General features: G+C 67.8%; 22 protein-coding genes and 1 pseudogene. 10 read left to right on the forward strand and 13 right to left on the reverse strand.

Going from position 1 to position 25366, the window contains the following annotated elements:
• Positions 1-35 precede the first annotated feature (35 nt).
• The 3 genes from rpsF to KBY95_RS08080 all read right to left on the reverse strand — a co-directional run bounded on the left by rpsF (position 36) and on the right by KBY95_RS08080 (position 1909).
• The gene (rpsF, locus tag KBY95_RS08070; protein ID WP_254964448.1) at positions 36-398 is read right to left on the reverse strand and encodes a 30S ribosomal protein S6; all 363 of its coding nucleotides are present in this window, start codon (positions 396-398) and stop codon (positions 36-38) included.
• Between the two features lie 93 nt (positions 399-491).
• Complete coding sequence (locus tag KBY95_RS08075; protein WP_254964449.1) at positions 492-959, reverse strand: Tic20 family protein; 468 nt, start codon at positions 957-959, stop codon at positions 492-494.
• A 35-nt stretch (positions 960-994) separates the two neighbouring features.
• On the reverse strand, positions 995-1909 hold the full coding sequence (locus KBY95_RS08080; protein ID WP_254964450.1) for a shikimate dehydrogenase: 915 nt from the start codon (positions 1907-1909) through the stop codon (positions 995-997).
• 176 nt (positions 1910-2085) lie between these two features.
• Between KBY95_RS08080 and dnaK the strand changes: the two genes are divergently transcribed.
• Positions 2086-3996 (forward strand): molecular chaperone DnaK, encoded by a 1911-nt coding sequence (gene dnaK / locus KBY95_RS08085; protein WP_254964451.1) that lies wholly within the window; start codon positions 2086-2088, stop codon positions 3994-3996.
• A 92-nt stretch (positions 3997-4088) separates the two neighbouring features.
• Here dnaK and KBY95_RS08090 read toward each other — a convergent pair whose 3' ends face one another.
• A complete protein-coding gene (locus KBY95_RS08090) occupies positions 4089-5198 on the reverse strand; it encodes an FAD-binding oxidoreductase (RefSeq protein ID WP_254964452.1) in 1110 nt (369 codons plus the stop codon).
• A 157-nt stretch (positions 5199-5355) separates the two neighbouring features.
• A pseudogene (gene psbQ / locus KBY95_RS08095) lies at positions 5356-5811 on the reverse strand (photosystem II protein PsbQ); the annotation flags it as partial.
• Positions 5812-5935: 124 nt separating this feature from the next.
• Here psbQ and purU point away from each other — a divergent pair.
• Positions 5936-6790, forward strand: coding sequence for a formyltetrahydrofolate deformylase (gene purU, locus KBY95_RS08100; protein WP_254964453.1), 855 nt, complete (start codon positions 5936-5938; stop codon positions 6788-6790).
• 8 nt (positions 6791-6798) lie between these two features.
• Positions 6799-8100 (forward strand): O-antigen ligase, encoded by a 1302-nt coding sequence (locus tag KBY95_RS08105; protein WP_254964454.1) that lies wholly within the window; start codon positions 6799-6801, stop codon positions 8098-8100.
• Here KBY95_RS08105 and KBY95_RS08110 read toward each other — a convergent pair.
• On the reverse strand, positions 8027-9640 hold the full coding sequence (locus KBY95_RS08110) for a radical SAM protein (RefSeq protein WP_254964455.1): 1614 nt from the start codon (positions 9638-9640) through the stop codon (positions 8027-8029). The two genes, KBY95_RS08105 and KBY95_RS08110, sit on opposite strands and share 74 nt — an antisense overlap.
• Positions 9641-9789: 149 nt before the next feature.
• On the opposite strand from KBY95_RS08110, the gene KBY95_RS08115 reads away from it, so the two are divergent.
• From KBY95_RS08115 to KBY95_RS08130, 5 genes are all read left to right on the forward strand, one after another.
• On the forward strand, positions 9790-10884 hold the full coding sequence (locus tag KBY95_RS08115) for a calcium/sodium antiporter (RefSeq protein ID WP_254964456.1): 1095 nt from the start codon (positions 9790-9792) through the stop codon (positions 10882-10884).
• A 59-nt stretch (positions 10885-10943) separates the two neighbouring features.
• Positions 10944-11165: a hypothetical protein gene (locus tag KBY95_RS08120; RefSeq protein ID WP_254964457.1), complete on the forward strand. Its 222-nt coding sequence runs from the start codon at positions 10944-10946 to the stop codon at positions 11163-11165.
• Positions 11075-11314, forward strand: coding sequence for a nucleotidyltransferase family protein (locus KBY95_RS16485; RefSeq protein WP_396094939.1), 240 nt, complete (start codon positions 11075-11077; stop codon positions 11312-11314). Before KBY95_RS08120 ends, KBY95_RS16485 begins: the two co-directional genes overlap by 91 nt.
• A 315-nt stretch (positions 11315-11629) precedes the next feature.
• On the forward strand, positions 11630-12016 hold the full coding sequence (locus KBY95_RS08125) for a VOC family protein (protein ID WP_254964458.1): 387 nt from the start codon (positions 11630-11632) through the stop codon (positions 12014-12016).
• 256 nt (positions 12017-12272) lie between these two features.
• Positions 12273-12788 carry a hypothetical protein gene (locus KBY95_RS08130; protein ID WP_254964459.1) on the forward strand — a complete coding sequence of 172 codons (516 nt, stop codon included), beginning with the start codon at positions 12273-12275 and terminating at the stop codon, positions 12786-12788.
• Positions 12789-12882: 94 nt separating this feature from the next.
• On the opposite strand, the gene acnB is transcribed toward KBY95_RS08130, so the two are convergent.
• Positions 12883-15525, reverse strand: coding sequence for a bifunctional aconitate hydratase 2/2-methylisocitrate dehydratase (acnB, locus tag KBY95_RS08135; RefSeq protein ID WP_254964460.1), 2643 nt, complete (start codon positions 15523-15525; stop codon positions 12883-12885).
• 168 nt (positions 15526-15693) lie between these two features.
• Between acnB and KBY95_RS08140 the strand changes: the two genes are divergently transcribed.
• Together KBY95_RS08140 and KBY95_RS08145 are read left to right on the forward strand one after the other, a co-directional pair.
• Positions 15694-16767: a 3-deoxy-7-phosphoheptulonate synthase gene (locus KBY95_RS08140; RefSeq protein ID WP_254964461.1), complete on the forward strand. Its 1074-nt coding sequence runs from the start codon at positions 15694-15696 to the stop codon at positions 16765-16767.
• Positions 16768-16892: 125 nt separating this feature from the next.
• On the forward strand, positions 16893-17246 hold the full coding sequence (locus KBY95_RS08145) for a hypothetical protein (RefSeq protein WP_254964462.1): 354 nt from the start codon (positions 16893-16895) through the stop codon (positions 17244-17246).
• Positions 17247-17284: 38 nt separating this feature from the next.
• Here KBY95_RS08145 and KBY95_RS08150 read toward each other — a convergent pair whose 3' ends face one another.
• The 6 genes from KBY95_RS08150 to KBY95_RS08175 form a co-directional block, all read right to left on the reverse strand.
• Positions 17285-18748 carry a mechanosensitive ion channel family protein gene (locus KBY95_RS08150; RefSeq protein WP_254964463.1) on the reverse strand — a complete coding sequence of 488 codons (1464 nt, stop codon included), beginning with the start codon at positions 18746-18748 and terminating at the stop codon, positions 17285-17287.
• A complete protein-coding gene (locus KBY95_RS08155) occupies positions 18748-19425 on the reverse strand; it encodes a diacylglycerol/polyprenol kinase family protein (RefSeq protein WP_254964464.1) in 678 nt (225 codons plus the stop codon). Before KBY95_RS08155 ends, KBY95_RS08150 begins: the two co-directional genes overlap by 1 nt.
• 20 nt (positions 19426-19445) lie before the next feature.
• The gene (locus KBY95_RS08160; protein WP_254964465.1) at positions 19446-20453 is read right to left on the reverse strand and encodes a sigma-70 family RNA polymerase sigma factor; all 1008 of its coding nucleotides are present in this window, start codon (positions 20451-20453) and stop codon (positions 19446-19448) included.
• A 117-nt stretch (positions 20454-20570) separates the two neighbouring features.
• On the reverse strand, positions 20571-22733 hold the full coding sequence (ppk1, locus tag KBY95_RS08165; RefSeq protein ID WP_254964466.1) for a polyphosphate kinase 1: 2163 nt from the start codon (positions 22731-22733) through the stop codon (positions 20571-20573).
• A gap of 35 nt (positions 22734-22768) precedes the next feature.
• Positions 22769-24016, reverse strand: coding sequence for an MFS transporter (locus KBY95_RS08170; protein WP_254964467.1), 1248 nt, complete (start codon positions 24014-24016; stop codon positions 22769-22771).
• A 50-nt stretch (positions 24017-24066) separates the two neighbouring features.
• On the reverse strand, positions 24067-25353 hold the full coding sequence (locus KBY95_RS08175) for a glycosyltransferase family 4 protein (RefSeq protein WP_254964468.1): 1287 nt from the start codon (positions 25351-25353) through the stop codon (positions 24067-24069).
• Between the last annotated feature and the right edge of the window lie 13 nt (positions 25354-25366).

Raw genomic sequence — 25366 nt, forward strand, 5'->3', positions numbered from 1 at the left:
CTGTAGGCCCAGTGCTCAGCGATGAACAACCGGGATCAGACCGCCGCCGGTTCGGTGGGAGCCACGTCCACGGCAGCGCCGGGGGCGCTGCGGGGGGGAGGCATCGGGCCGTCCTGGATCACTGTCAGATAGCGGATCACGTCTTCGGAGAGACGCATGGCCCGCTCCAGCACAGCCACTTGCTGGCCATTGCCACTGTGGTTGAGCTGCACGTAGATGCCTTCGCGATGCTTGGCGATCGAATAGGCCAGCCGGCGCTTGCCGCGCATCTGCGTGTCGAGCACTTCGGCGCCGGCCTCAATCACGAGGTCGCGGTACTTGGCCACGTGGGTCTCGACTTCTTCCTCCGGGATGTCCGGCCGGAGGATGTACATGGTTTCGTAATAGGGCTGCGTCATGGTCGCCTGTGGAGGGGCTGAGGGGCACGGAGCCCGTCAGCGACGGATTCAAGAACCTATCGCAGCACCGTCGGCTCCTTGTGCAGGGGGGGATCAGTAGAGCTGCATCCGCACCGCTTCGGAGACGGTGGGGATGTCGGCTTCCTTGCCCCGCAGGCTCTGGATCACCGAGAACAGCACCAGCAGCAGGGTGCCGAGGAAGATCGTGTTGGAGAGGGTGCGGATCGCGAAACCGGCGCCGAGGGGAGCCAGCACCGTGTCGAAGGCCAGGCTGAGCAGCACCAGCACGATGTCGATCAGGATCGCCTGCAGCACGTTGAAGCGGATCGGGTAGGGCACCTTGGGGTTGCGCACCACCAGCAGGAACAGCACCAGGAACAGCACCAGCCCGCCGAAGGGAACGGCCCGCTCCAGCACCACCAGGGGCAGGGCCGGCAGGGCGACCCACTGCAGCAGTGGGAACATGTCGAACAGGGCCTGCCCGAAACGCAGGGCGTCGCTCAGGGGCAGCAGGTAGGCCAGGGCTCCCAGCAGCCGCTGCCAGATCGGAGGACCTTCCATGGGGGCTCTGGGAAAGGCAGGACAGTGCCTGCAGGCTAGGGGCCCTCCAGTCTGGCCAGAGCCGCGGTCCGCATGGCGATGACCGGCATCTCCTCGAGCCCGCTCCAGAGCCGCAGGGAGGCGGCCCCCTGCTGCACCAGCATCTCCAGGCCGTCGATGCTGCGGCAGCCCTGCTCCTGGGCCAGGCGCAACAGGGCCGTGGGTCTGGGGGTGTAGATGAGGTCGTAGACGGTGGCCGCCGGCGACAGCGCCGCCATCTGGTCGGGGCGCAGGGGTGAGCGTTCCGCCGCTGTGGGATCACGGGCTGAGGCCATGCCCACCGGCGTCGTGTTCACGACCAGATCGGCACTCGCCAGGGCGGCGGCCAGGGGGTCCGGTGAGCCGGCCGTGTCGGCCTCCCAGGCCAGGGGCACCAGGCCAGGGGCCCAGTCGGAGCAGGAGCGGACGAAGGGCTCCAGGCGCCTGGCATCGCGGCCCGCCACTCGGATGCAGTCCACGCCCAGGTCCACCAGACCCGCTACCACGGCCCGGGCGCTGCCGCCACAGCCCAGCACCAGGGCCTCGCGGGCCGTGAGCGCCTGCAGGGGCGCCAGGAACCCTTCCACATCGGTGTTGGTGCCAAGCCATCCCCCGCCCTCGCGTCGCACCAGGGTGTTCACGGCCCCCAGCCGCCGGGCCAGCGGCGTCAGCGCGTCCGCCAGTTCGGCAGCGGCCTGCTTGTGGGGCAGGGTGACGTTGAGGCCGCGGCAGTCGATCGCCGCCAGGGCCCGCAGCACCACGGCCAGGTCCGCCGCCGCCACCGGCAGGGCCAGGTAGGCCCAGTCGAGGCCCAGCGCGGCGATGGCCGCGTTGTGCATCGCCGGTGAGAGGGAATGGCGCACCGGATCCCCCAGTACCCCCACCAGGGCCGTGCCGCCACCGATCGCCGGTGCTGTCGGGGGGGTCACCATGGGCTCGCGGGAGCAGCTGCCGCCCGACCGTAGATCCGCCGGATCCCAGGCTCCGACAGGCCGCCGGCTCCGTACCGGTACGGCATCGGTTCGGGAACCACACCTCGCCCGAGTCAACCCCTGATGCGGAAGATGGCTGAAGCCAGACATTCATCCACACCAGGAGGTGGTTATCCATGGGCAAGGTCGTCGGTATTGACCTCGGCACCACGAACAGCTGCGTCGCCGTGATGGAGGGCGGCAAGCCCACGGTGATCGCCAACGCCGAGGGTTTCCGCACGACGCCCTCGGTGGTCGCCTTCACCAAGAACCAGGACAAGCTGGTGGGGCAGATCGCCAAACGCCAGGCGGTCATGAACCCGGAGAACACCTTCTATTCCGTCAAGCGTTTCATCGGCCGCCGGGTCGATGAGGTGAACGAGGAATCGAAGGAAGTGAGCTATGGCGTTGAGAAGGCCGGCTCCAACGTCAAGATCAAGTGCCCGGTGCTCAGCAAGCAGTTCGCTCCCGAGGAGATCTCGGCCGAAGTGCTGCGCAAGCTGGCCGAAGACGCCGGCAAGTACCTGGGTGAGACCGTCACCCAGGCGGTGATCACCGTCCCCGCCTACTTCAACGACTCCCAGCGGCAGGCCACCAAGGACGCCGGCAAGATCGCCGGCCTCGAGGTTCTGCGCATCATCAACGAGCCCACGGCCGCGGCCCTGGCCTATGGCCTGGATCGCAAGAGCAATGAGCGCATCCTCGTGTTCGACCTCGGCGGCGGCACCTTCGACGTCTCCGTGCTCGAAGTGGGCGATGGCGTCTTTGAGGTGCTTTCCACCAGTGGCGACACCCACCTGGGCGGCGACGACTTCGACAAGGTGATCGTTGATTACCTGGCCGACAACTTCAAGAGCAACGAAGGCATCGATCTGCGCCAGGACAAGCAGGCCCTGCAGCGCCTCACCGAGGCCGCCGAGAAGGCCAAGATCGAACTCTCCAGTGCCACCCAGGCCGAGATCAATCTGCCTTTCATCACCGCCACCCCGGAAGGCCCCAAGCACCTCGACCTCACCCTCACCCGGGCCAAGTTCGAGGAACTCGCCTCCAAGCTGATCGACCGTTGCCGGGTGCCGGTGGAGCAGGCCCTCAAGGACGCCAAGCTCTCCACCAGCGAGCTCGACGAGATCGTGATGGTGGGTGGCTCCACCCGCATCCCCGCGGTGCTGGAGCTGGTCAAGCGGATCACCAACAAGACCCCCAACCAGACGGTCAACCCGGATGAGGTGGTGGCCGTGGGTGCCGCCATCCAGGGCGGCGTGCTCGCCGGCGAGGTCAAGGACATCCTGCTGCTCGACGTCACCCCGCTCTCCCTGGGCGTGGAGACCCTCGGCGGTGTGATGACCAAGATGATCACCCGCAACACCACGATCCCCACCAAGAAGTCGGAGGTGTATTCCACCGCCGTCGACGGCCAGACCAACGTGGAGATCCACGTGCTCCAAGGTGAGCGTGAGATGGCTTCCGACAACAAGTCGCTGGGCACCTTCCGCCTCGACGGCATCCCCCCGGCCCCCCGCGGCGTGCCCCAGATCGAAGTCACCTTCGACATCGACGCCAACGGCATCCTCAGCGTCACCGCCAAGGACAAAGGCAGCGGCAAGGAGCAGAGCATCTCCATCACCGGAGCCTCCACCCTCAGCGACAACGAAGTCGACAAGATGGTGAAGGACGCTGAAGCCAACGCCAGCGCCGACAAGGAGAAGCGCGAGAAGATCGACCTGAAGAATCAGGCCGAAACCCTCATCTACCAGGCCGAGAAGCAGCTGGGCGACCTGGGCGACAAGGTGAGTGCCGAGGACAAGGCCAAGGTGGAGGCCTTCTCCGCCGACCTCAAGGAAGCCCTTGAGAAGGACGACAGCCCGGCCATCAAGGCCAGCCTTGAGCAGCTCCAGCAGGCCCTCTATGCCGCCGGTGCCTCCGTGTACCAGCAGGCCGGGGCCGAGGGTGCTCCCTCTGGCGCCGCCCCTGGCGGCAATGGCAATGGCAACGGCAACGCCGCCGCCGCCGATGACGTCATCGACGCCGAGTTCACCGAGAGCAAGTGATCCCTGGGCCGCCCGGCCCGGATCCTGCCGCACCAAGCCCCCCTCGGGGGGCTTTTTTCATGGGCCCCCGCGTGCATGGCCCGCCGCGGTCGTCAGGCGTCCCGGTGGCCGGCCTCGATCCGTTCGGCCACCCAGGCGGCGCTGGCCGGCGCCAGCAGCACCCCATTGCGGTAGTGGCCAGTCGCCAGCAGCAGTCCCGCGGCCGGCTGCTCCAACAGGGGGGCCGGCTGGCCGACCGGGCGCGGCCGCAGCCCTTGCCAGTGGCGCACCACCCGTGCCCCTCGCAACCACTCCGGCGCCGCGTCCCCCAGCTGGCGCAGCTGAACCAGCTCATCTGGGTCGGCCCTGCTGCCCGGTTCCAGAGTCGCCCCCAGCCACAGCCGCCGGCCCCCCTCCAGGTCCGGACGGGGCACCAGATTGAGGCCGCGCCACACCACCGTCCCAGGCCAATGGGAGGGGAGGGGTGCCTCCAGTTCCAGCTCCAGGGCTTGGCCCAGCACGGGCTCCAGCGCCCAGCGGTCACGCTCCTTGCCCAGGACACTCTCCAGCAGGGTGCTGGCGGCGGTTCCCGGCGCCAGCACCACCCAGGCCGCCTGCTCCACGCCGCCGCCGGCCAGCTCCACCCGCCAGCCGCCCCGCTCCGGCTGCAGGGCGACGGCCGCCTCCGCCCGCAGCGCCAGGCCCCGTTGCCTGCCGTCCGCCGCCAGGGCGGCCAGGGCGGCACCGGGGTCGATCTGGCCATCGCGGCCGCAGTGGAGCCCTGCCAGGGTGGGTTGGGGCAGGGTGGGCTGGAGCGGTTCCAGCCGCTGCTGGTCCCAGGGCTCCAGGGGCAGGCCCAGGGCCCGTTTGCGCGCCCCCAGCGCCACCAGCCGTTCCACTTCGGCGCCATCGGCGGCCAGCAGCAGCACCCCGGCCCGGTAGGGGATCGGATGCCCCCGCTGGGCCAGATCGCGGCGCCACTGGCTCCAGAGCTTCTGGCTGCGCTGACGCAGCTCCCAGGCCCGGCCGCGGTCGCGGTGGAAGCTGTCGGCCATCAGCACGCCGAGGGCAGCCCGGCTGCCGCTGCGCTGCACGCCCCCCGGGTCGTCATCGCCCGTGCCACCACCGGCCAGGCCCGGATCCAGCAGCATCACCTGATGGCCCCGACCCTGGAGCCACCAGGCGCAGGCCAGGCCCACGATCCCGGCCCCCACGACGATCACCGTGCTGGAGGCGCCGCCGGTTGGCGGCCCTTGCGGAGGGCCGGCTTCAGGCGTCGGCGTTGCTCACGGAGACCGGCTGGGGAGCCGGGGTGGTCGGCGAGGGGGCGGGGGGCACGGCGTTCGACAGCTTGTCTTCGGCGGCGAAGGCTTCCGCCATGGCGACGGCCTCGGCCGGGATCACCTCGGCATAAGCGCTGAAGCCGGTGGCCACCTTGATGTAGTCCTTGCGGAGGTTCTCGCCGTCCTGCAGACGGGCGGCCTCATCGAGCTTGGCGAGGGAGGCTTTCAGCTTCGTGGCCCGCTTGCCGGCCTCGGCCCGGTCGGCCGGCAGCAGGCGCTGGTTGATGTAGAGCATCTGGCGACCCAGATCCTGCATCGGACCGTGGATCAGGTTGCGGGTGAACACCCAGTTGCGGTCGTTGACCAGATCGGCCAGTTCGGGCAGGCGCTCCTTCGAGGCCAGGAACCCTTCGGCCTGGCGGGCGATCAGGGTCATGTCCGCGGGGCTGATCGTCGGGGGCTTGCGGCTCTGGTCGCCCGAGCAGGCCACCAGAGAAACGCTGAGCACCAGGGCCACGGCGAGCAGGCCAAGGCGGCGCAGGCCAGCCATCAGGGAGATGGGCGCGGAGATCGACGCGACGGCCATGGGACGGTGCTGTGACGTGGCTGGCGCAGCGACTTTACCGGCCCGCCTGCGCCACCATGACGGTCCCGCCCGCTCCGTTCCGGAACCATCGATGCGTGCCCCCACGGCGATCCTGCAGCTGATCTGCCCCGATCGGCCAGGGCTGGTGAGCGAACTCTCGGGCTGGGTGGCCGCCAACGGCGGCAACATCCTCCACGCTGATCACCACACCGATGCGGGGGCGGGGCTGTTCCTGAGCCGGATCGAATGGGCTCTGGAGGGCTTCGGTCTGCCGCGGGAGGCCATCGTTCCGGCCGTGGCCGCCCTGGCGGGGCGTCTCGGCGGCGAGGGCCAGGTGCACTTTTCCGATGTCCTGCCCCGGGTGGCGATCTTTGCCAGCCGTCAGGACCACTGCCTGGTGGATCTGCTCTGGCGCACCCGCTCCGGGGAACTGCCGATGCAGGTGCCCCTGGTGGTGTCCAACCACCCGGATCTGGCAACGCTGGCAGCTGATTTCGGTGCCCGCTTCGTGCACCTGCCAATCACGGCGGCCTCCCGCTCGGAGGTGGAGCAGGGCCAGCTGGCCCTGCTGGAGGAGGAGGGGATCGAGCTGGTGGTGCTGGCCAAATACATGCAGGTGCTCAGCCCCGCCTTCCTGGCCCGCTTCTCCCAGGTGATCAACATCCATCATTCTTTTTTGCCTGCCTTCCAGGGGGCCCAGCCCTATCACCGCGCCTGGGAGCGGGGGGTCAAGCTCATCGGCGCCACCGCCCACTTCGTCACCGAGGAGCTGGATGGGGGCCCGATCATCGAGCAGGCCACCATGCATGTCGGCCACCGTGACGAGGTGGAAGACCTGATCCGCAAGGGCCGTGACACCGAAAGGCTGGCCCTGGCCAGGGCTGTGCGTCTGTTTCTGCGCCGACAGGTGATGGTTTATCGCGGCCGAACCGCTGTGTTTGATTGAGCGGTGCCATGGGACCCGCCACTGCTCCGGTGATCCGTTTTTCCGCCCTCGACGACCGCCTGCAGGCGTCTCGCCCTGACGCCGCCACCCCGCTGGGCTGGCGTTGTTTCCAGCTGGGGCTGTTCCTGTTGGCCAGCAGCGCCTTCCTGGCCGGTCTGGCCCTGCTGCTGGCCCTGATCCTGGGCAGCCGCGGCCGCCGGCCCGTCCTTGAGGACCGCGCCAATGGTGTGCTTCTGGTGGCGGCGGTGCTGATGGTGCTGGGCTGCTTCCGGGCCGCCAGCAACGAACTGGCCTGGCTGGGGATGGGCAACTGGCTGCCCTTCTTCTGGGGTTTCTGGGGCTTCCAGGTTTATCTCGGCACCCCCGCCGCCCGCCGCCGGGTAGCGCTGGCCCTGGTGGCGGGAACGGTACCGGTGATCCTCACCGGCCTGGGCCAGCTCTGGTGGGGCTGGAGCGGACCCTTTCAGTGGCTGGGAGGTCTGATCATCTGGCACATCAAGGCCGGGGGCAATCCGCCGCAGCGGCTCGCGGGACTGTTCGACTACGCCAACATCGCCGGGGCCTGGATGGTCCTGGCCTGGCCCTTCACCCTGGCGGCCCTGCTCGAAGTTCGCCAGGGCTGGCGGCGCCGGGGGGTGGTGCTGGTGATCGCCGCCAGCCTTGTGGCGGCGGTGTTCCTCACCGATTCCCGCAATGCCTGGGGGGCCCTGATGCTGGCGGTGCCCCTGGTGGCGGGGCCGGGCAGCTGGCTGTGGCTGCTGCCAGCGCTGCTGGTGGTGCTGGCGGTGATCGGTGTGGCCACCCTGCCCTGGGTGCCCCTGGGCCTGCAGGAGCTGGCCCGCCACCTGGTGCCCGAAGCGATCTGGGGCCGGCTGATCGACCTTGAGCACGGCGGCCAGCGTCCGCTGGCGATCACCCGCCTGGCCCAGTGGCAGGTGGCCGTGGGGCTGATCGCCGAACGGCCCTGGCTGGGTTGGGGGGCGGCCGCCTTCAGCATCATTTACCCGATGCGCACCGGCTTCTGGCATGGCCACCCCCACAACCTGCCGATCGATCTGGCCTTGAGCCACGGGGTGCCGGTCGCCGTGCTCGTGGTGGGGCTGGTGCTGTGGCTGCTGGGCCGGGCCGGCTGGCTGGGCATGGCCGGCGGCAGCCTGTTCGATCGGGCCTGGTGGGCGGCGACCCTGGTGCTGGTGGCCCTGCACGCCACCGACATTCCCCTCTACGACAGCCGCGTCAATGTGGCGGGCTGGGTGCTGCTGGCGGGTCTGCGCTGCTATCGCCAGCCAGCGCCTCCTGCCGATGCCTGAGCAGGGTGGCCGGCGGCAGGGGTCCTTCCAGATGGGTCCAGGGCAACACCCGCTGCTCAGCCCAGGTGGCATGGACCACCTCCTCCCAGGGGGGCGGCATCGGTAGGGGGAACGGCAGATCCGTGGGCATCGCCACGTCCCCGGCCCGCGCCGCCCGGTAGGCCTTCTTCCAACCGCCCTGGCTGTCGTGCTGGCCCCGCGCCGCGGCGATCACCGGCGCCAGGCGGCGGTCGCTGCGGGAGAGCAGGGCCTGGATGACGCTCCAGCCGTAGCTCTCCGGCCGCAGCTCGATGCCCTTCGGCTGCAGGCGCCGCGCCAGCCGCTGCAGGCGTTTCTCCGCCTCCGGGCGCACCCCCTGCCACTGGAAGGGGGTGTGGGCCTTGGGCACGAAGGTGCTCACCCCCAGGCTGAGCCGCAGGCCCGGGGTGGCTGTCTTCAGGGCCAGCAGCAGGTCGGCGGTGGCTTCGATGTCGGCGTCGTCTTCGCTGGGCAGCCCCGCCATGCCATAGAGCTTCAGGCCGCTGAGGCCACCCTCTTTGGCGTAGCGGGCCGCGGCGAAGATCTCCTCGCCGCTCAGCTTCTTGTTCACCACCCGGCGCATCCGCTCGCTGCCGCTTTCGATCGCGATCGTGAGCGACTTGCTCCCCCGCCGGGCCAGGATCCGCCCCAGCTGGGGGGTCACGGTAGCCGCCCGCACCGAGCTGACGCTCACCCGGGTGCCCTCGAAACGGTCCTGATCGAGCCAGCTCAGCAGGTCGGCGAACTGGGGGTGCTGGGTCACCGAGGCCCCCAGAAGGCCGAGCCGCTGCGTCACCGCCAGCCCCGTCTCCACCGCCGGGATCAGGCCGTCGTCGAGGGAGGCGGTGCGGAACGGCAGGGTCAGGTAGCTGGCCAGGCAGAAACGGCACAGCTCCGGGCAGCTGCGGGCCACCTCCACCATGTGGATCGACGGCCAGGCCGCCTCCGGCGTGATCACCGTGGAGTGGCTGAGGGTGTTGCCGCGCCAGGTCTGCTTGGCGATGGTCGCCGGCAGGCCCGGCCCGATCGGCTCCACTCCCAGCAGCGCTCCCTCGCTGTCGTAGCGGGGGGCGTAGAGCGCCGGCACGTAGACCCCGGGAACCTTGGCCAGGAGGCACAGCCGCTCGGAACGGGGCAGGGCACGCCCGGCCTGGAGCGCGTCGATGAAGGCGGGCAGCAGCAGCTCTCCGTCGCCGAGCAGCACCACGTCGAAGAAGGGGGCCAGGGGTTCGGGGTTGGCGGTCAGCACCGGGCCGCCGCCGAACACGATCGGATCGTCCTCCCCCCGCTGGTGACTCCAGAGGGGGATGCCCTGGCGCTCGAGCAGATCGAGCAGCACGGGGCCGTCGAGTTCCCAGCTGAGCGACAGACCGAACAGGTCGCAGTGCCGGTGTGGCGGGTCCCCCTGGTCGGTGAACAGCCGGCGCACATCGAGGTCGCTGCGGCGCGCCAGGCTGGCCCACACCACCTGGTACCCCAGGCTGGTGATCCCCACCGAATAGCTGCTTGGGAAAGCCAGCACGGTGCGCAGGGCATCGGCGACCGGTCGGGCTGGCTGGAACAGCAGGGTTTCCTGATTCAGGGGGGCGTCAGGGTGGGGAGCTCCAGCGTGTCACTTTGGACGACCCGGCGTTGCTTACCTAGAGTGGGGGGCTTTACAAAGTTCCTTCGATGCCCACGCTGCCAAGTTCCGTCGAGATCATCCTCGGGATCCTGGTGCTGTTTGGCGGCGGGGAGTTGTTCGTGGCTGGTTCCGTCGCCCTGTCCCTGCTGCTGGGCATTCCCCAGCTGGTGATCGGCCTGACGGTGGTGTCGCTGGGTACCAGCGCCCCGGAACTGTTCGTGAGCCTGATCTCCACATTCAATGGCGACGCCGACCTGGCCGTCAGCAACGTGGTGGGCAGCAACATCTTCAACATCCTGGTGGTGCTCGGCGCCAGCGCGGCCATCGTCCCCCTGCGGGTCAGGAGCCGCCTGGTGCGCCGGGACGTGCCGCTGCTGCTGGGTATCTCCATGGCCGTGTGGGGGATGGCCTCCGCGGGCCGCGTCACCTGGCAGGCCGGGGTGGCGTTGCTGTTCGCGATGGTGGCCAACGTCGTCTGGGAGATGCGCACCGCCTCGGAAGATTCTGAGGCGGCCGAAGAGGACATCGAAGACGAACGGGCCACTCCGATGGTCGCCTCCCTGAAGCTGGCCGCCGGCCTTGCCCTGCTGGTTGTGGGCTCGCAGCTGCTGGTGAAGGGGGCCACCACGGCCGCCGTGGCCCTGGGGGTGAGCCAGACGGTGATCGGCCTGACGATCGTGGCGGCCGGCACCTCCATGCCCGAGCTGGTCACCTCCGTGGTGGCCGCCTACCGGGGCAGGGCCGACCTGGCCATCGGCAACGTGGTGGGCAGCAACCTGCTCAACCAGGTACTGATCCTGGGCCTCTGCGCCGTGGCCTCCGGCAGCAAGGGGCTGGCGGTGGATCCGGTGATGATCAGCCGCGACCTGCCGATCATGGTGGCCACCACCCTGGCCTGCCTGCCGATCTTCTGGAGCAACGGGACGATCTCCCGCCTTGAGGGCTGGCTGCTGCTGGGGCTCTACGGCCTCTATCTGGTGGAGCAGGTCCTGTCCGCCACCGCTGGCGGCGAGATCGTCGACAACACCTACCGGTTCGTGGTGCTGGTGGCGGTGCTGCCCCTGCTGATGGTGTTCCTGGTCTGGCAGGTGCTGCGCTGGAAGCAGCAGCGCAAGCTCCTGGCCGTTCAAGGCGGCGAATAGCAACCGAGGGCAGGTCGGCGGCGCTGGGCCCCTGCGTTCTGCGGCGGTAGCGTTTCTCCATGGCTACTGCCTCTGCACAGTCGTTCGAGCCGCCCGCGATTCCCTGGCGTCAGCCGCAGCAGCTGTCGCCTCTGCTGGATCTCGGCCCCGGCCTGGATCCGGAGGTCTGTCGTCTGGCCCTGTCACGGCTCTGTGCCGACACCGAGCTGATGGCGGTGCTGGCTTCGGCTCGCGGGCCCGGGGCGAGGCGCGCCCCGATTCCGACCTTGACCTGGCGGTGATCGTGGGCCGAGTCCAGCTCAGCCCCGCCGAGAAGGCCGCCTGCTGGCAGCGCTTTCGCCAGGTCCTTGGGCCCCTTGGCGTGGGGGTGGACTTGGTGGTGGCCGGTGCCGCCGACGCGGAACGGTGCCCGCTGGCGCCCGCGATTTAGCGCTTCGGAGTGATGCTGGGTGGAGCTTCGTGCCCAAGTTTTTCCGTCCGAACCGGCCCAATGCGGCGAGATTGGATTCAACCACTTCCTGGATGGAGCGCCAACCGATGGCCAGGTTGGGCTACGGCAGCAGGGTGTTTCTCCAGGTCTGCCTGAGTCGACGGGGTGTCATGGCTCTGAAAGGTGAACCCAGACCATCAACGGATTTGGCGGCGTTGCCCTCAGGACAACTCGAACGTATGCTTTCCACGGCGGAAGATTTGGGACTTAGACGTCTCCGCCCGAGAAGCGTTAGGCCGCACAAACGGAGATTCCATGCGAATTCCACAAGGCTTCAGTACCGTCACTCCGTACTTCTTCATGGAAGGCGCAGACCGCTTTCTTCAATTCCTCGCTGAGGCATTTGGTGGTGTCGAGATTGGCCGCCACATGAACGGTGATCGCATCGCGAACGCACAAGTGCGGATTGGAACATCAACTGTCATGGTCAGTGAGGCATCAGCAGAGTTTCCTGCCATGCCAGCCTCGTACTACCTGTACGTCGAGAACGCTGATGAGGCGATGGTGAAGGCCATTGCTGCGGGGAGCGTAAAGATCATGGATGTAGCGAACATGCCATACAACGACAGGCAGGGCGGCATCCGAGACCAGTTTGGAAATCTGTGGTGGTTGTCGGAGCGCCTCACAGATGGTCCGTACTGAAGGGCAGGCTCTGCCCATCACCTTGTGGTACTGCCAAGGACGTGCGGCCTAACCTGTAACCTGTGGCTCGAGAATTCATTCCACATTTTTCAACAGACCGGAACGGCTCACCCACTCATTGAATAGGCGGGAAGAAACGTTCCCGGGAACAAGCCAGGTAGGATTTGTCTTGACCCCGAGCAAAGGACCGAGGCGTGCTCCCTTCGCCTTCGCTGCCGCTGGCCTTCTGGCCATCAGTCTCCCAGCTGGGGTTGGATTGGCCCAGACCGCAATCGACAGTCAGAGGATCACGTTTCGAGCTGGGACCGACACCGCCCTGTTCATCGGTAGCAGCTCCGGCAATCGTTTCCGTGGGCCTTTGCCCAGCGATGGCGATGTCAGGGTGAGGGTGTATCTGATGCGGCCGGCGGCGCGCCGCAAGGAATCCAGCACCTACAGCCTCAAGGTTGGGATCAGTGGTGCTCCCCTCGCCCCGCGTGCCCTGATCCCGGGCACACCGTACGATGGCTCAGCGGAGGTGCTCTGTGGGTCCGGGAGCAGCGTTAAGGCCACCAGGTGCAAGGCCTCCGTGATCCGCCGGGCCAACAACAGCGCCACGGTGGTCGTGATGAACCCCAAAGGCCAGAAACGCCAGTTCCTGTTCGTGAAGGGCAAGGCTGTCGTTTCCGATCAGCCCGAGAAGCTCACGGTGCAGCGACGCGGCGATGTGTCGCTGCTTGGGGAGAACTTCGAGCGCTATGCGAGCGTCGACGCCCTGGTGGTGGGGGGCTGAGGCCTCAGCCCTTGGTGAGGTGAGGGATCGAGACGTGAATCACGGGTTCGATCCCTCCGTGCCCTGAACCCACGCACGGCGTGGGTGCGCCATCTCAGACCTCCGCCAGCACCTTCTGCTCCTCCTCCACGCTCACCACCCGGCCGGCATCTTCGAAGCCATCGATCTGGTCGAAGTTGAGGTAGCGGTAGAGCTGGTCGGAGAGGGGATCGATCTTGGCCGCGGCGATCTCCAGGTACTCGGCCGGGCTGGGGATGCGCCCCAGCAGGGCGCACACCGCCGCCAGTTCGGCGCTGCCCAGGTACACCTGGGCGCCGTTGCCGAGGCGGTTGTTGAAGTTGCGGGTGCTGGTGGAGAACACGGTGGTGTTGTCCTCCACCCGGGCCTGGTTGCCCATGCACAGCGAACAGCCCGGCAGCTCCATGCGGGCGCCGGCGGTCTCGAACTTGGCGGTGTACCCCTCGGCCCGCAGCACCTCGTCGTCCATGCGGGTGGGGGGGCAGACCCACAGCCGGGCGGCGCTGGTGCCGGCCCCATCCATCACCGTGGCGGCGGCGCGGTAGTGGCCGATGTTGGTCATGCAGGAGCCGATGAACACCTCATCGATCCGGTCACCGGCCACCTCGCTCAGCAGCTTGACGTTGTCGGGGTCGTTGGGGCAGGCCAGGATCGGTTCGCTCAGCTCATCGAGGTTGATGTCGATCACGGCGGCATACTCGGCGTCCGCATCGGCCTCCATCAGCACCGGATCGGCGAGCCAGGCCTCCATTGCCTTGATCCGCCGCGCCATGGTGCGGGCGTCGCTGTAGCCCCGGGCGATCATGTTCTTCAGCAGCGCCACGTTGCTGCGCAGGTATTCGCTCACCGTTTCGACGCTCAGCTTGATCGTGCTGCCGGCACAGGAGCGCTCGGCGGTCGCATCCGTCAACTCAAACGCCTGCTCCAGCTTCAGATCGGGGAGCCCTTCGATCTCCATGATGCGGCCGCTGAAGATGTTCTTCTTGCCGGCCTTCTCCACCGTCAGCAGCCCCTGCTGGATGGCCACGTAGGGGATGGCGTTGACCACGTCCCGCAGGGTGACGCCAGGTTGCAGGGAGCCGGAGAAGCGCACCAGCACCGATTCGGGCATGTCGAGGGGCATGGCCCCGATGGCCGCGGCGAAGGCCACCAGGCCGGAACCGGCCGGGAAGGAGATGCCGAGCGGGAAGCGGGTGTGGCTGTCACCGCCGGTGCCCACCGTGTCCGGCAGGAGCATGCGGTTGAGCCAGCTGTGGATGATGCCGTCGCCGGGCCGCAGGGCGACGCCGCCCCGGGAGCTGATGAAGTCGGGCAGCTCGGCGTGGGTCTTGATGTCGACAGGCTTGGGGTAGGCGGCGGTGTGGCAGAAGCTCTGCATCACCAGATCGGCGGAGAAGCCCAGGCAGGCCAGCTCCTTCATCTCATCCCGGGTCATCGGCCCGGTGGTGTCCTGGCTGCCGACGCTGGTCATCAGCGGTTCGCAGCTCGTGCCGGGGCGCACGCCCGCCAGGCCGCAGGCCTTGCCCACCATCTTCTGGGCCAGGGTGAAGCCCTTGCCGGTGTCACTGGGGGCCACCGGCCGGATGAAGGCCTCGGAGGCGGGCAGGCCCAGCTGCAGCCGCACCTTGTCGGTGAGCGAGCGGCCGATCAGCAGGGGGATGCGGCCGCCGGCCCGCACTTCGTCGGCGATGGTGCTGGGCTTGAGCTCAAAGCGGGCGACCACCTCTCCGGCGCCAGGCTCTCCGGCGGCCCGCTCGATCGTGCCCGCATACGGCCGGATCGTGATCACGTCGCCGCTGCTGAGGGCGCTCACGTCGCACTCGATCGGCAGGGCACCGGAATCCTCGGCGGTGTTGAAGAAGATCGGCGCGATCTTGCTGCCCAGCACCACCCCGCCACTGCGTTTGTTGGGCACGTGGGGAATGTCGGTGCCGATGTGCCAGAGCACCGAGTTGATGGCGGATTTGCGCGAGCTGCCCGTGCCCACCACATCGCCCACGTAGGCCAGCGGGTGGCCCTTGGCCTTCAGCTCGGCGATCAGGCCGAGCCCCTCCGGCATGCGCGTCTCCAGCATTGCCTGGGCGTGCAGGGGGATGTCCGGACGGGTGGTGGCGTGGGTGGCCGGCGACAGGTCGTCGGTGTTGGTTTCCCCGGACACCTTGAACACCGTGACGGTGATCGCCTCCGACAAGGGGGGCCTGGCGTGGAACCATTCGGCCGCCGCCCAGCTGTCCACCACCTGGCGGGCCAGGGGGTTGGTCTCGGCCAGCTCCAGGACGTCGTGGAAGGCGTCGTAGACGAGCAGGGTGCGGCTCAGCCCCCGGGCGGCCTCTGCGGCGATGGCGGCCTCCGGGCTGGAGAGCAGGGCGATCAGGGCGCCGACGTTGTAGCCGCCGATCATGGTGGCCAGGAGCCCGGTGGCCTCCAGGGGGCTGACCAGGGGGCTTGATGCGACGCCCTGGGCCACGGCGCTGAGCCAGCCGGCCTTCACATAGGCGGCCTCATCCACCCCGGGCGGGATGCGCTCGCTCAGCAGATGCAGCAGGAACGCCTCCTCGCCGGCGGGAGGCTGCTCCAGCAACTGGGTGAGGGCCTGCGCCTGGGGTGCCGTCAGGGGCAGGGGCGGCACGCCGAGGGCTTCGCGCGCCGCAGCCTCCTCGCGGTAGGTGGGCAGCAGGTCGGCAGGAGAGAGGGGGGCGGGGCTCTGGGAGACGGACATGGGGGGGAAGGGGTCCGGGTCGTACCCCCGGAGGGCATGGGCATGGACTCCATTGTTCTTCCCCGCGGGGCCGCCCTCTGGTGGCGACGGCTGCAGAAGTCGGCGAAGGCGTCAGTGCCGTCACTTCGTAGGCTGGGGGGTCTGACCCATCCCCGCCGGTCGCCGCGCATGATCCCCACCTCCGATCTCCACGTGGTGGAAACCCGGCCGCTGGTGCCGCCGGCGGTGCTGCACGCAGAATTGCCCCTGTCTGAGCAGGCCGCCCGCACGGTGCAGCAGGCGCGAGAACGCATCAAGGCCATCCTGCACGCCGGTGACCAGCGGGTGTTGGTGATCGTGGGCCCTTGTTCGGTGCATGACGTGGCCGCGGCCCGCGAGTACGCCGAGGCCATCGCCCAGGCCCAGCGCCGCCATCGGGGCGAGTTGGAGATCGTGATGCGGGTCTACTTCGAGAAGCCCCGCACCACCGTGGGCTGGAAGGGAATGATCAATGATCCCCACCTCGACGGCAGCTACGACATCAACACCGGCCTGCGCCGCGCCCGCTCCCTGCTGCTGCACCTGGCGGAGATGGGCCTGCCGGCAGCCACCGAGGTGCTCGATCCGGTGGTTCCCCAGTATCTCGCCGATCTGATCAGCTGGACCGCCATCGGCGCCCGCACCACCGAAAGCCAGACCCACCGGGAGATGGCCTCGGGCCTGTCGATGCCGATCGGCTTCAAGAACGGCACCGACGGCAGCGCCGCCACCGCCATCAATGCCATGGAGGCGGCCGCCCGGCCGCATCATTTCCTGGGCATCAACAGGGAGGGCCAGGCCGCCATCGTCTCCACCACGGGCAACCCCGACGGCCACCTGGTGCTGCGGGGGGGCAAGAGCGGCACCAATTACCACGCCGAGGCGGTGGAGGCCGCGGCGGCCCTGCTGGCCAAGGACGGCCTGCCGGCCCGGCTGATGGTGGATTGCAGCCACGGCAATTCCAACAAGGACTACCGCCGCCAGGGGGAGGTGCTGCGCCAGGTGGCCGACCAGGTGCGCCAGGGTTCGGTCCATGTGATGGGGGTGATGGTGGAGAGCCATCTGGTGGAGGGAAACCAGAAGATCTCCGCCGATCTTTCCTCCCTCACCTATGGCCAGAGCATCACCGATGCCTGCATCGATCTGGACACCACCCTGGAACTGCTGGTCGAACTCGCCGAGGCTGTCCAACAGGCTCAGGCCCGCAGTCTGGCCCTGGCCTGAGGGGTTCATCAGCACTCTGAAGCTTTGAGTGCTGATTCGATCGTCTGCAACAGACTGTTCTTGATGAACAGTTAACTGGCCCGCCCTGGGTACGTTTGGATCGGCAAGATCAACGAGGTCCGCTGATGTCCTATCTCCTGCAGTTCTGCGGGTTGTCGGATCCCTTGCAGTTGTTTTACCTCGAACAGAAGTCCGTTTCCCCGGCCTCGGGCAACCCCACCCCGGGCCCGATCTACGGCGGCTTCCGCCCCTTCCAACTGGATGATCTGCTGGGTTGGGCGCTCGACACCGCCCGGGGACGCAGCTGGGACGGTGAGGCCATCCAGCGGCTGGTGCTCGACGTCTGGATGGAGCGGGCTGACGTGATCCGCCAGTGGCAGCTGCGGTTGCGGGAGGAGCCGGCCGAGCGGATGCTGGTGGCCGGGATCGGCACCCAGCGCGACTGGGAGTTCCGCTGCGAGCAGCTCCTGAGGGCCTGATCACTCCTGCCCCTGGGCCTGCCCGGGTCAGTGCCTCCTCAAACGACCTCGATGCCGAACAGCTGGCGCATGCGCTCCAGGATGGAGGTCTGGCGCCGTGCCGCATCCGGGGAGGAGAGCTTCTCCAGTTCCGAGCGCCGTTGGCCCACGATCGCCGCCAGGGCGTCCAGCACCCCGGCGTCGTCTTCCACCAGGGGCATGATGTCCTCCCGCTCCACTTCCAGCAGCACACACTCCCCCCGGGAACGCACCGTGGCTGTGCGAGGTTCCCCCGTGCACACCGTCATCTCCCCGAAGATCTGATCACGGCCCAGCACCGCCACCGACCGCCCCAGGGGGGAGCCATCGGCCTTGAACACCTCCACCTCGCCGTCCACCACCTGGAACAGGGCGCCGCCCTCCTCCCCCTCGCCCACGATCGTTTCGCCGGAGCCGAAGCGCAGGCAGCGCACCTGGGGCGCCAAGCGGCTCACCTGCTCGGGGTCCAGCTGGGCGAACAGCCAGCTGCGCCGCAGCAGTTCCGCCGTCAGGGAGGCATCCACACCTGTGGGGTGGGCCGGATCCCGCTGGGTCTGGCGGCGCTTGAGCTCCCGCACCGGATAGGGCAGCTCCCAACCCTGCCGCTCCAGGGCATACCAGATCTGCTCCAGCAGTTCGCTGCGCAACCGGATCCGATCGCCTTCCGAGGGCCCCCATTGGTAGCCCTGAAGCTCGTAGCGGATGAGGGAGTCCTCGTAGGCGCTGACCTGCACCTCCGGTGCGGGATCGATCAGCACCAGGGGGTTGTCGGCCATCACCCGCACCAGCAGCTGGCGGGCCTGGGCCGGAGGAATTTCATAGCCCAGGGCGATCTCGAAGAGGTTCCCCACCGGTTCGTGCTGGCCGAATCGCCGCATCGGGTTGTCCGCCACCGTGTTGTTGGGCAGGGTCACGGTGGAGCCATCCCTGCGGCGTAGACGGGTGTTCATCAGATGCAGCGACTCCACTACGCCGCTCTCTTCGCCGACGCTGATCCAATCCCCTTCCCGGAAGGGCGGATCCAGCTGCAGTTCGATGCCAGCGAACAGATCCTTGAGCGATTCCTGGGCCGCCAGGCCGATGACCGCGGTGAGCACGGCTGAGGTGGTCACCAGGCCCACCAGGTTGAGGTTGGCCAGGCGCTGCAGCACCAGCACGGTGGCCACAGCCGACAGACCCAGGCTGAGCAGGTCCCGCAGGATCTTGGCGGTGGGCCGCCACCAGCCCAGGGCCTCCGGACACTCCAGGGCCAGCCAGGCCAGCAGGCCGATCAGGGCATAGGCGGTGGCCAGTTCGTCCAAGGCGCCGAGCCACTGCACCCCGGCCGGTCGGGCTGTCGTGCCGAGTGCCCACCACAGCAGCACCGCCAGCAGCGGCATGAGCAGCGGCGGGGCCGGGAGGCGAAAACGGCGGGTGGCGAGCCTTAACCCCAGCAAGGCCGCCACGAGGGCCAGGCCGATCAGGATCCGCTCGATCGGTCCCATCAGCTCAGCACCCGCCACAGACCCGCCACCGCCATCGGCACGCTGAAGTTATCGAGGCCAAACAGGGCCCATTGCTCCAGCCCCGTGGCCACCAGGGCGATCAGGACGATTCCTGCCGGTGCAGGCACATGGCCGCCGCCCAGCTGCCCCAGGGTCAGCAGAACGGTGAGGCTGGCGAGCCCCATGGTGGCCGTGCCCACCAGGGAGCGGCGCTCGCCGAGCACCGTCCAGGACGGGGAAGGAATCAACGGTCCCAGCAGACCGGCCAGGCCGTCACCGAAGGCCATCACCAGAACGCCGGCGGCCACTGTGGCGGGATAGGCGGGCCACCAGAGCCAGAGCAGCAGGGTGATCGAGGCGCCGTAGGCGATCGTGCCGTAACTGCGGCGTTCCACGTCCTCGATCGCCGGCAACACCCGCACCCGGTGGTTGAGGGCTGCCAGGAGGGTGATGGCGCCGGCGGCGGGCACGGCGATCAGCCGCTCCACCCCGAAGGCCCAGGCGATCAGCACCACCGGCCCGGCACCAATGTGGACCAGCTTGCGGCTCCATTCCCTTTGCTCGGGCCAGCGGCGGCGCAGCAGCAGGGCCGCACCGCTGAGCAGGGTCAGCCAACCAGCCACCGCGAGCACCCCGGTGAGCTGGGCAACCCCGCCTTGTTGGGGCGGAAGGACCAACGCCAGCAGGGAAAGTGGGGTCAGGCGGCCTGGTGGAGATTGCTCATCAACCGCAGCTTCATGATCGCCTTGGCCTCCAGCTGACGCACCCGTTCACGGGAGACGTTGATCTGACGGCCGATTTCAGCGAGGGTGAGGGGCTCGGAGCCCTCCAGCCCGAAGCGAAGCCGGAGGATCTTCTGTTCCCGCTCGTTGAGCTGGGAGAGCCAGGCACCGAGATGCTCCTTCTGAAGATGGCGATCCATCGAATCGAAGTGCTCGTTGCTGGCCGGGTCAGCGATCAGCTCACCCAGGGTGCTCCGGTCTTCCTCACCCCGGGCATGGGCATCAAGGGAGGCGCAGGGGGCGCTCTGGGTCATCAGTTCCTCGAGCTCCTCGGGCCGCATGCCCATGGCGTGGGCCAGCTCAAGTCGGTTGGGCTGGCGTCCCAGCCGGTGGGAGAGTTCGCGGGTGATGCGCCGCATCTTCGAGAGCTTCTCACTGATGTGAATCGGCAGCCGAATCGTGCGGGCGCTGTTGTCGATGGCGCGGGTCATGCCCTGGCGGATCCACCAGTAGGCATAGGTGGAAAACTTGTAGCCCATGGCGGGGTCGAACTTGTCGACGGCCCGCTCGAGACCGATCGCCCCTTCCTGGACCAGATCGAGCAATTCCAGACCCTGATTCTGATACTTCTTGGCCACGCTCACCACCAGCCGCAGGTTGGCGGCCATCATGCGGTCACGGGCCCGTTGGCCCATGCGCAGCTGTCGCTTCTGACGCGCCGTGAGCTCCCCATCGACGAGGGCCAGTAGCTTCTTGCCGGCCTGGACGTGGTGAGCCAGCTCAATTTCTTCGGCCGGTGTGAGAAGAGGCACACGGCCGATTGTGCTGAGATACCAACCAATGGAATCGGCGCTGAGGCGCCCTCCCTGGCGGGCTGCTGTCTTGGAACTGACTGAACCGCCGCTGGGTTTCGCCTTGCTAGGCGAAGCCACGTCTGCACTGCTTTTCAGCAGTGAGAGGGCGGAATGCAGAGGTGTCCCCATCACCCCAGGCTCCCGAATGAATTTGGCCGGAATGTAGCACCGCAGGATGGTTGAAACCAGATTCCGTTGGAAGATTGTATGTAATTTGGCTGAAAAATGTTGCTTATGTCGTGATGGCTACGCTTTGGCTTCGGTCGTGAGGCCGCCGCGCCAGCGCTCCATGAGGAGGTTCTGCGTCAGTTTTGCCTCGCCGGAGTGCTGACGCTGTGCAAAGTGTCCATCACTGTGCATGTGCCAGGCGCCGGTATCGCTCAGGTAAAGGTCAAGCAAAGCCTCGATCTGTTTCTGAAGGCGTGGATCCTCGATCGGTGCCACCGCCTCAACGCGCCGGTCAAGGTTGCGGGGCATCCAGTCGGCGCTGCCGAAGAACATCTCCGGCTGGCCGCCGTTACCGAACCAGAAGAGTCGCGAATGCTCCAGGAAGCGACCGATCACGCTCACCACGCTGATGCCCTCGCTGACCCCTTCGAGCCCGGGGCGCAGGCAGCACATGCCGCGGATGATCAGCTCGATCCGCACGCCGGCCGCGGAGGCTTCATAGAGCAGGGCGATGATCGCCGGGTCGACCAGGGCATTCATCTTGGCCCGGATGTGTCCTCCACGACCCTCCTTGGCATGGTCGATCTCCCGGCGGATCAACCCTTCCATCCCCTTGCGCAGGGTGACGGGCGCCACCAGCAACTTGCGGAAACTCTGCTGCTTGGAGAAACCCGTGAGGTAGTTGAACAGCTCCACCAGGTCCTGGCCAAGATCCTCCCTTGCCGTGAGCAAGCCGACATCGGTGTAAAGCGAGGAGGTCTTGGAGTTGTAGTTGCCGGTGCCGATGTGCACGTAGCTGCGCAGGGATCCCTTTTCGCGCCGCACCACCAGCAGCACCTTGGTGTGGGTCTTGAGCCCCAGCACCCCGTACACCACGTGCACCCCGGAGCGTTCCAGCTGACGAGCCCACTGGATGTTGTTGTCCTCGTCGAAGCGGGCCTTGAGCTCCACCAGGGCCATCACCTGCTTGCCGTTCTCAGCGGCCCGGATCAGGGAGGCCACCACCGGCGAGTCCTTCGACGTGCGGTAGAGGGTCATCTTGATGGCCAGCACCGAGGCATCGGCGGCGGCTTGGTTGAGGAATTCCTCCACTGAGGTGGAGAAGAGATCGAAGGGATGGTGCAGCAGCACATCGCCGCGGCGCAGCACCGAGAAAATGCTCTCAAATTCCTCCTGCTTGATCGACCCGTCTTCCAGCTGGCTGCGCTGGGCACGCACCAGGGAAGGCACGGTGCGGCCCTTGTGGGGGGCATCTTTCAGCTGGCTGAGGGGGATCGCCATCAGGCTCATCAGATCGTCGAGGCCGAGGGGACCGTTGGTGCGATAAATGTCCTTCGGCTCCACGTCGGTGCCCTCCATCAGCAGGTGCACCACCTCCTCGGGCATCTCGTCGGCCACCTCCACCCGCACCACCTCGCCGCCGACGCGCCGCTTGCGCAGGCCCTCCTGCAGGGCCTCCATCAGGTCGTCGGCCTCCAGGTCCCGCAGTTCCAGGTCGGCGTCTCGGGTGATGCGGAAGAAGTAGTGCCCCTCGATGGTCATGCCGGGGAACAGCCAGCGCAGGTTGAAGGCCACCAGCTGCTCCAGGGGAACCGCCGTGAAGCCAGGAGTGGGCACGATGCCGCTCAGCTCGGCGGGGATCGGCACGAAGCGGGGCAGGATCTTCTGGGGCACCTTCACCCGGGCGAACTGCTGGCGGCCGGTGTCGGGGTCGCGGATCAGGGCCGCCACGTTGAGGCTCAGGTTGCTCAGAAACGGGAACGGGTGGGCCGGGTCGACGGCCAGGGGCGTGAGCACCGGAAAGATCGCCTTGCGGAAATAGTCGTCGGCCCAGGTTTTCTGGGCCTCGTTGAGCCGCAGGTAATCGAGCAGCTGGACGCCGTACTCGGAAAGGTGGGTCTTGAGGGAGTGGCGGTAGTGCTGCTGTTGCATCTCCAGCAGGGGACGCAGCTTGGTGTGGATCGCTTCCAGCTGTTCCTGGGGCGTCAGGCCGTCGTCACTGCGGCTGGTGACGCCGGCCTCCACCTGGGACTTCAGCGAAGCCACCCGCACCATGAAGAATTCGTCGAGGTTGTTGCTGAAGATGGCGCTGAATTTGGCCTGCTCCAGCAGGGGCGTGTGCTCGTCGAGAGCCAGGGACAACACCCGATGGTTGAAATCGATCCAACTCTGCTCGCGGTTGATGTAGAGATCGGGAGCGACGACCGGCTGCGACGACATACGGCGGAGCTCCGCGGGCATGGGGGAATCGCAACGTAGCAATGGCGATCCCACCGTCAGGGTGTCGCCTCTGCTTGACGGTGGGATCCTGCCGCCACAAGCCACACCACAACAGCCATCAGCAGGATTCCCAGCCAGAACGGGCTGCGGCGGCCGATGGTCTCGTAGGCCAGCCCCGCCAGGGGCGGTCCGAGGAAGCTGGCCAGGCTCTGCAACCCCTGCAGGCTGCCGAGGGCGGCGCCCTGGCCGCTATCGGCGAGGCGCCGTGACACCAGGCTGCGCAGGCTGGGGGTCACGAGCCCGGTGCCCAGGGCCAGCAGCGCCACCGCGGTGAACACCACGGGCACGGCGTTCTGGCGTTCCGCCAGGGGCACCAACAGGAAGCCCGCCATGACACAGCCCAGGCCGATCTGGGTGAGGCGCCACTCCCCCAGCCGCTGCACCAGGGGACCGATCAGTCCGCCCTGCACCACCGTGGCCACCACGCCCACCACCAGGAAGGCGCCAGCCGAGAGGCCCGGACCCCAGCCGAACACCTGCTTGAAATAGAGCACCAGCAGGGCGGTGAAGCCGCTGAACCCGAGAAAGAAGAGGAAGAAGGCGGCACAGAGCCGCCGTACCCGGGGATTGGCGAAGACGCGCTGCAGCTGGCCGAAGGGCTGCAGCTCCCAGTGCCTGGGCAGGGGCAGCCGGGCCTGGGGCGGGTGGGTTTCCGGTAGCAGGGTCACCACCACCACCAGGTTCAGGACCGCGAAGCCCACGGCGAGCAGCAATGGCAGGCTCACGCTGATGCGGCCCAGCAAGCCCCCGAGTGCCGGGCCGAGGATGAATCCCAGCCCGAAGGCCACGCCGATCAGGCCGAAGGCCCTGGCCCGCCGCTCCGGGGTCGAGATGTCTGCCAGCACGGCCGCGGCTGTGGCGGCGGTGCCGCCGCTCACCCCATCGATCAGGCGGGCGGCGAACAGCAGGGCCAGGGGCAGACCCTTGGCGGCGGCCTGCGGCCAGAGGCGGCCCCAGGGCAGGATCACGGTGAGGGCGAACAGGCCCAGGCCCAGCACCGAACCGGCTACGCAGATCGTGATCACGGGTCTGCGGCCATAGCGATCACTGAGGGCGCCGATCAGGGGGGTGAAGGCGAACTGGGCGAGGGCATAGCTGCCGGCCAACAGGCCGAGGGTGCGGCCGTCTGCGGTGAAATCCGCCAGCAGGAACGGCAGCAGCGGGAACACGATGCTCTCCCCCAGCCGGTCGTTGAGCAGCGTCAGGAAGGCGCAGAAGAGGGGGGAGGGGCGCGACAGGCGCACGGCGACGAGCCGAGGATCCCTGGCACCCTCCCATGCCAGGGGGTGGCGGATCAGGCTGGCCGGCCCAGGGTTGCCTTGATCCGATGCTTGACCCTGGCGATGGTGGTGCGCAGGGTCTGTCGAAGCGTCGCGATCCGCGCCTTCGGTGGCTTGTATTCCTGATGGAAGGAAGGAGCGATCCGGCGCAGGCTGTCGATCCTGAGGCTGTCGATCGGATAGGGGTTGGACGGGGCGTCGCTGAACTGCCGACCCAGGCCTTCCAGCAGCTGGCGCCACTGCCGATAACTTTCGTCCGCGCTGTAATGGCCAGCAACGAGATCCCTGGCCGCGGTTGAGCAGCGCTGCCAGAGGCCGGGATCGTCGGCCAGCCGCAACAGGGCCAGGGCCGCCTCGGCCGGATCCTCCGACACCAGCAGGCCGGTGCGCTCGTGATCCACCAGTTCGGGAATGCCGCTGGGAATGGGGCGCACCACCGGCACCACCCCGGTCGCCATCGCCTCCAGCAGGGCGATGGGCAGCCCCTCAAAGTCGGACATCAGCAGGATGGCCTGGGCCTCGAGCAGCCTGGCCTGCACCTGGCTGGGCGGCAGGGGCCCGGTGAAGGTGATCGCCTCGGTGAGGCCAGCCTCCGCGACTTGCCGTTCACAGGCCTCCCGGGCATAGCCATCGCCGATCAGGGTGGCGCGGATGGTGTCCCTTGCCCCGCAAGCCCTGATCAGTGTCTGAATCACCAGCGAGGCACGTTTCTGGTGTTCCCAGATCCGACCGCTGAACACCACCTGGAAGGGATCGTTCCGGAACTCCGTGGGCGTCAATGGAACGGAGACGCCGTAGGGAATCACACTGGCTGGCCGTTCGATTCGCCTGCGGTTGAGTTCGTCGTGGATGTGGCGGGAGACGCAGACAAGGGAACTTCCATAGCTGGCCCCCCCAAAGGCTTCGACGGTGGCCCAGTAATCCGGATCATCCGAATGCAGGGTGAGGGCCCAGGGCAACCCCCGTAAGCCGGCCTGAGCCGCCGCCGCGTAATGGGCCGGTTTGCATTGGGGCAGGAACACCGTGGGTTGCCACTGATTCAGGAAGGCGAGAGTTTCCTGGACATCCTCTTTCAAGCAGCGTCGTCGCGGAGCTGAGAACACTTCAATGCCCTGCTGTCGTAGCTCCTTGAACAAGGGCGGTTCGCCGCACTGTTCAAGGCTCGGGCTACTGGGCGCGATCACGAAATGAATGGCGACGCTGACACCATCGCTGGCCAGACGTCGGGCGAGTCCCAGCACCCAGATGGTGACACCGCTGATGTCATTCGCCTGGCAGTAATGGGCAAACGCAACTCTCAACACATGTCCATGC

Source organism: Cyanobium sp. Aljojuca 7A6, from assembly GCF_024346455.1.
Lineage (GTDB): Bacteria > Cyanobacteriota > Cyanobacteriia > PCC-6307 > Cyanobiaceae > Cyanobium.

What these genes read in the sequence shown, in the direction of transcription:
- purU (WP_254964453.1), top strand. Translation starts at nt 5,936, where the DNA reads ATGCGTGCCCCCACGGCGATCCTGCAGCTGATCTGCCCCGATCGGCCA.
- KBY95_RS08145 (WP_254964462.1), top strand. Translation starts at nt 16,893, where the DNA reads ATGTCCTATCTCCTGCAGTTCTGCGGGTTGTCGGATCCCTTGCAGTTG.
- KBY95_RS08140 (WP_254964461.1), top strand. Translation starts at nt 15,694, where the DNA reads ATGATCCCCACCTCCGATCTCCACGTGGTGGAAACCCGGCCGCTGGTG.
- rpsF (WP_254964448.1), bottom strand. Translation starts at nt 398, where the DNA reads ATGACGCAGCCCTATTACGAAACCATGTACATCCTCCGGCCGGACATC.
- KBY95_RS08150 (WP_254964463.1), bottom strand. Translation starts at nt 18,748, where the DNA reads ATGGGACCGATCGAGCGGATCCTGATCGGCCTGGCCCTCGTGGCGGCC.
- KBY95_RS08075 (WP_254964449.1), bottom strand. Translation starts at nt 959, where the DNA reads ATGGAAGGTCCTCCGATCTGGCAGCGGCTGCTGGGAGCCCTGGCCTAC.
- KBY95_RS08125 (WP_254964458.1), top strand. Translation starts at nt 11,630, where the DNA reads ATGCGAATTCCACAAGGCTTCAGTACCGTCACTCCGTACTTCTTCATG.
- KBY95_RS08160 (WP_254964465.1), bottom strand. Translation starts at nt 20,453, where the DNA reads ATGGGGACACCTCTGCATTCCGCCCTCTCACTGCTGAAAAGCAGTGCA.
- KBY95_RS08120 (WP_254964457.1), top strand. Translation starts at nt 10,944, where the DNA reads ATGGCTACTGCCTCTGCACAGTCGTTCGAGCCGCCCGCGATTCCCTGG.
- KBY95_RS08105 (WP_254964454.1), top strand. Translation starts at nt 6,799, where the DNA reads ATGGGACCCGCCACTGCTCCGGTGATCCGTTTTTCCGCCCTCGACGAC.
- KBY95_RS08115 (WP_254964456.1), top strand. Translation starts at nt 9,790, where the DNA reads ATGCCCACGCTGCCAAGTTCCGTCGAGATCATCCTCGGGATCCTGGTG.
- dnaK (WP_254964451.1), top strand. Translation starts at nt 2,086, where the DNA reads ATGGGCAAGGTCGTCGGTATTGACCTCGGCACCACGAACAGCTGCGTC.
- ppk1 (WP_254964466.1), bottom strand. Translation starts at nt 22,733, where the DNA reads ATGCCCGCGGAGCTCCGCCGTATGTCGTCGCAGCCGGTCGTCGCTCCC.
- acnB (WP_254964460.1), bottom strand. Translation starts at nt 15,525, where the DNA reads ATGTCCGTCTCCCAGAGCCCCGCCCCCCTCTCTCCTGCCGACCTGCTG.
- KBY95_RS08080 (WP_254964450.1), bottom strand. Translation starts at nt 1,909, where the DNA reads ATGGTGACCCCCCCGACAGCACCGGCGATCGGTGGCGGCACGGCCCTG.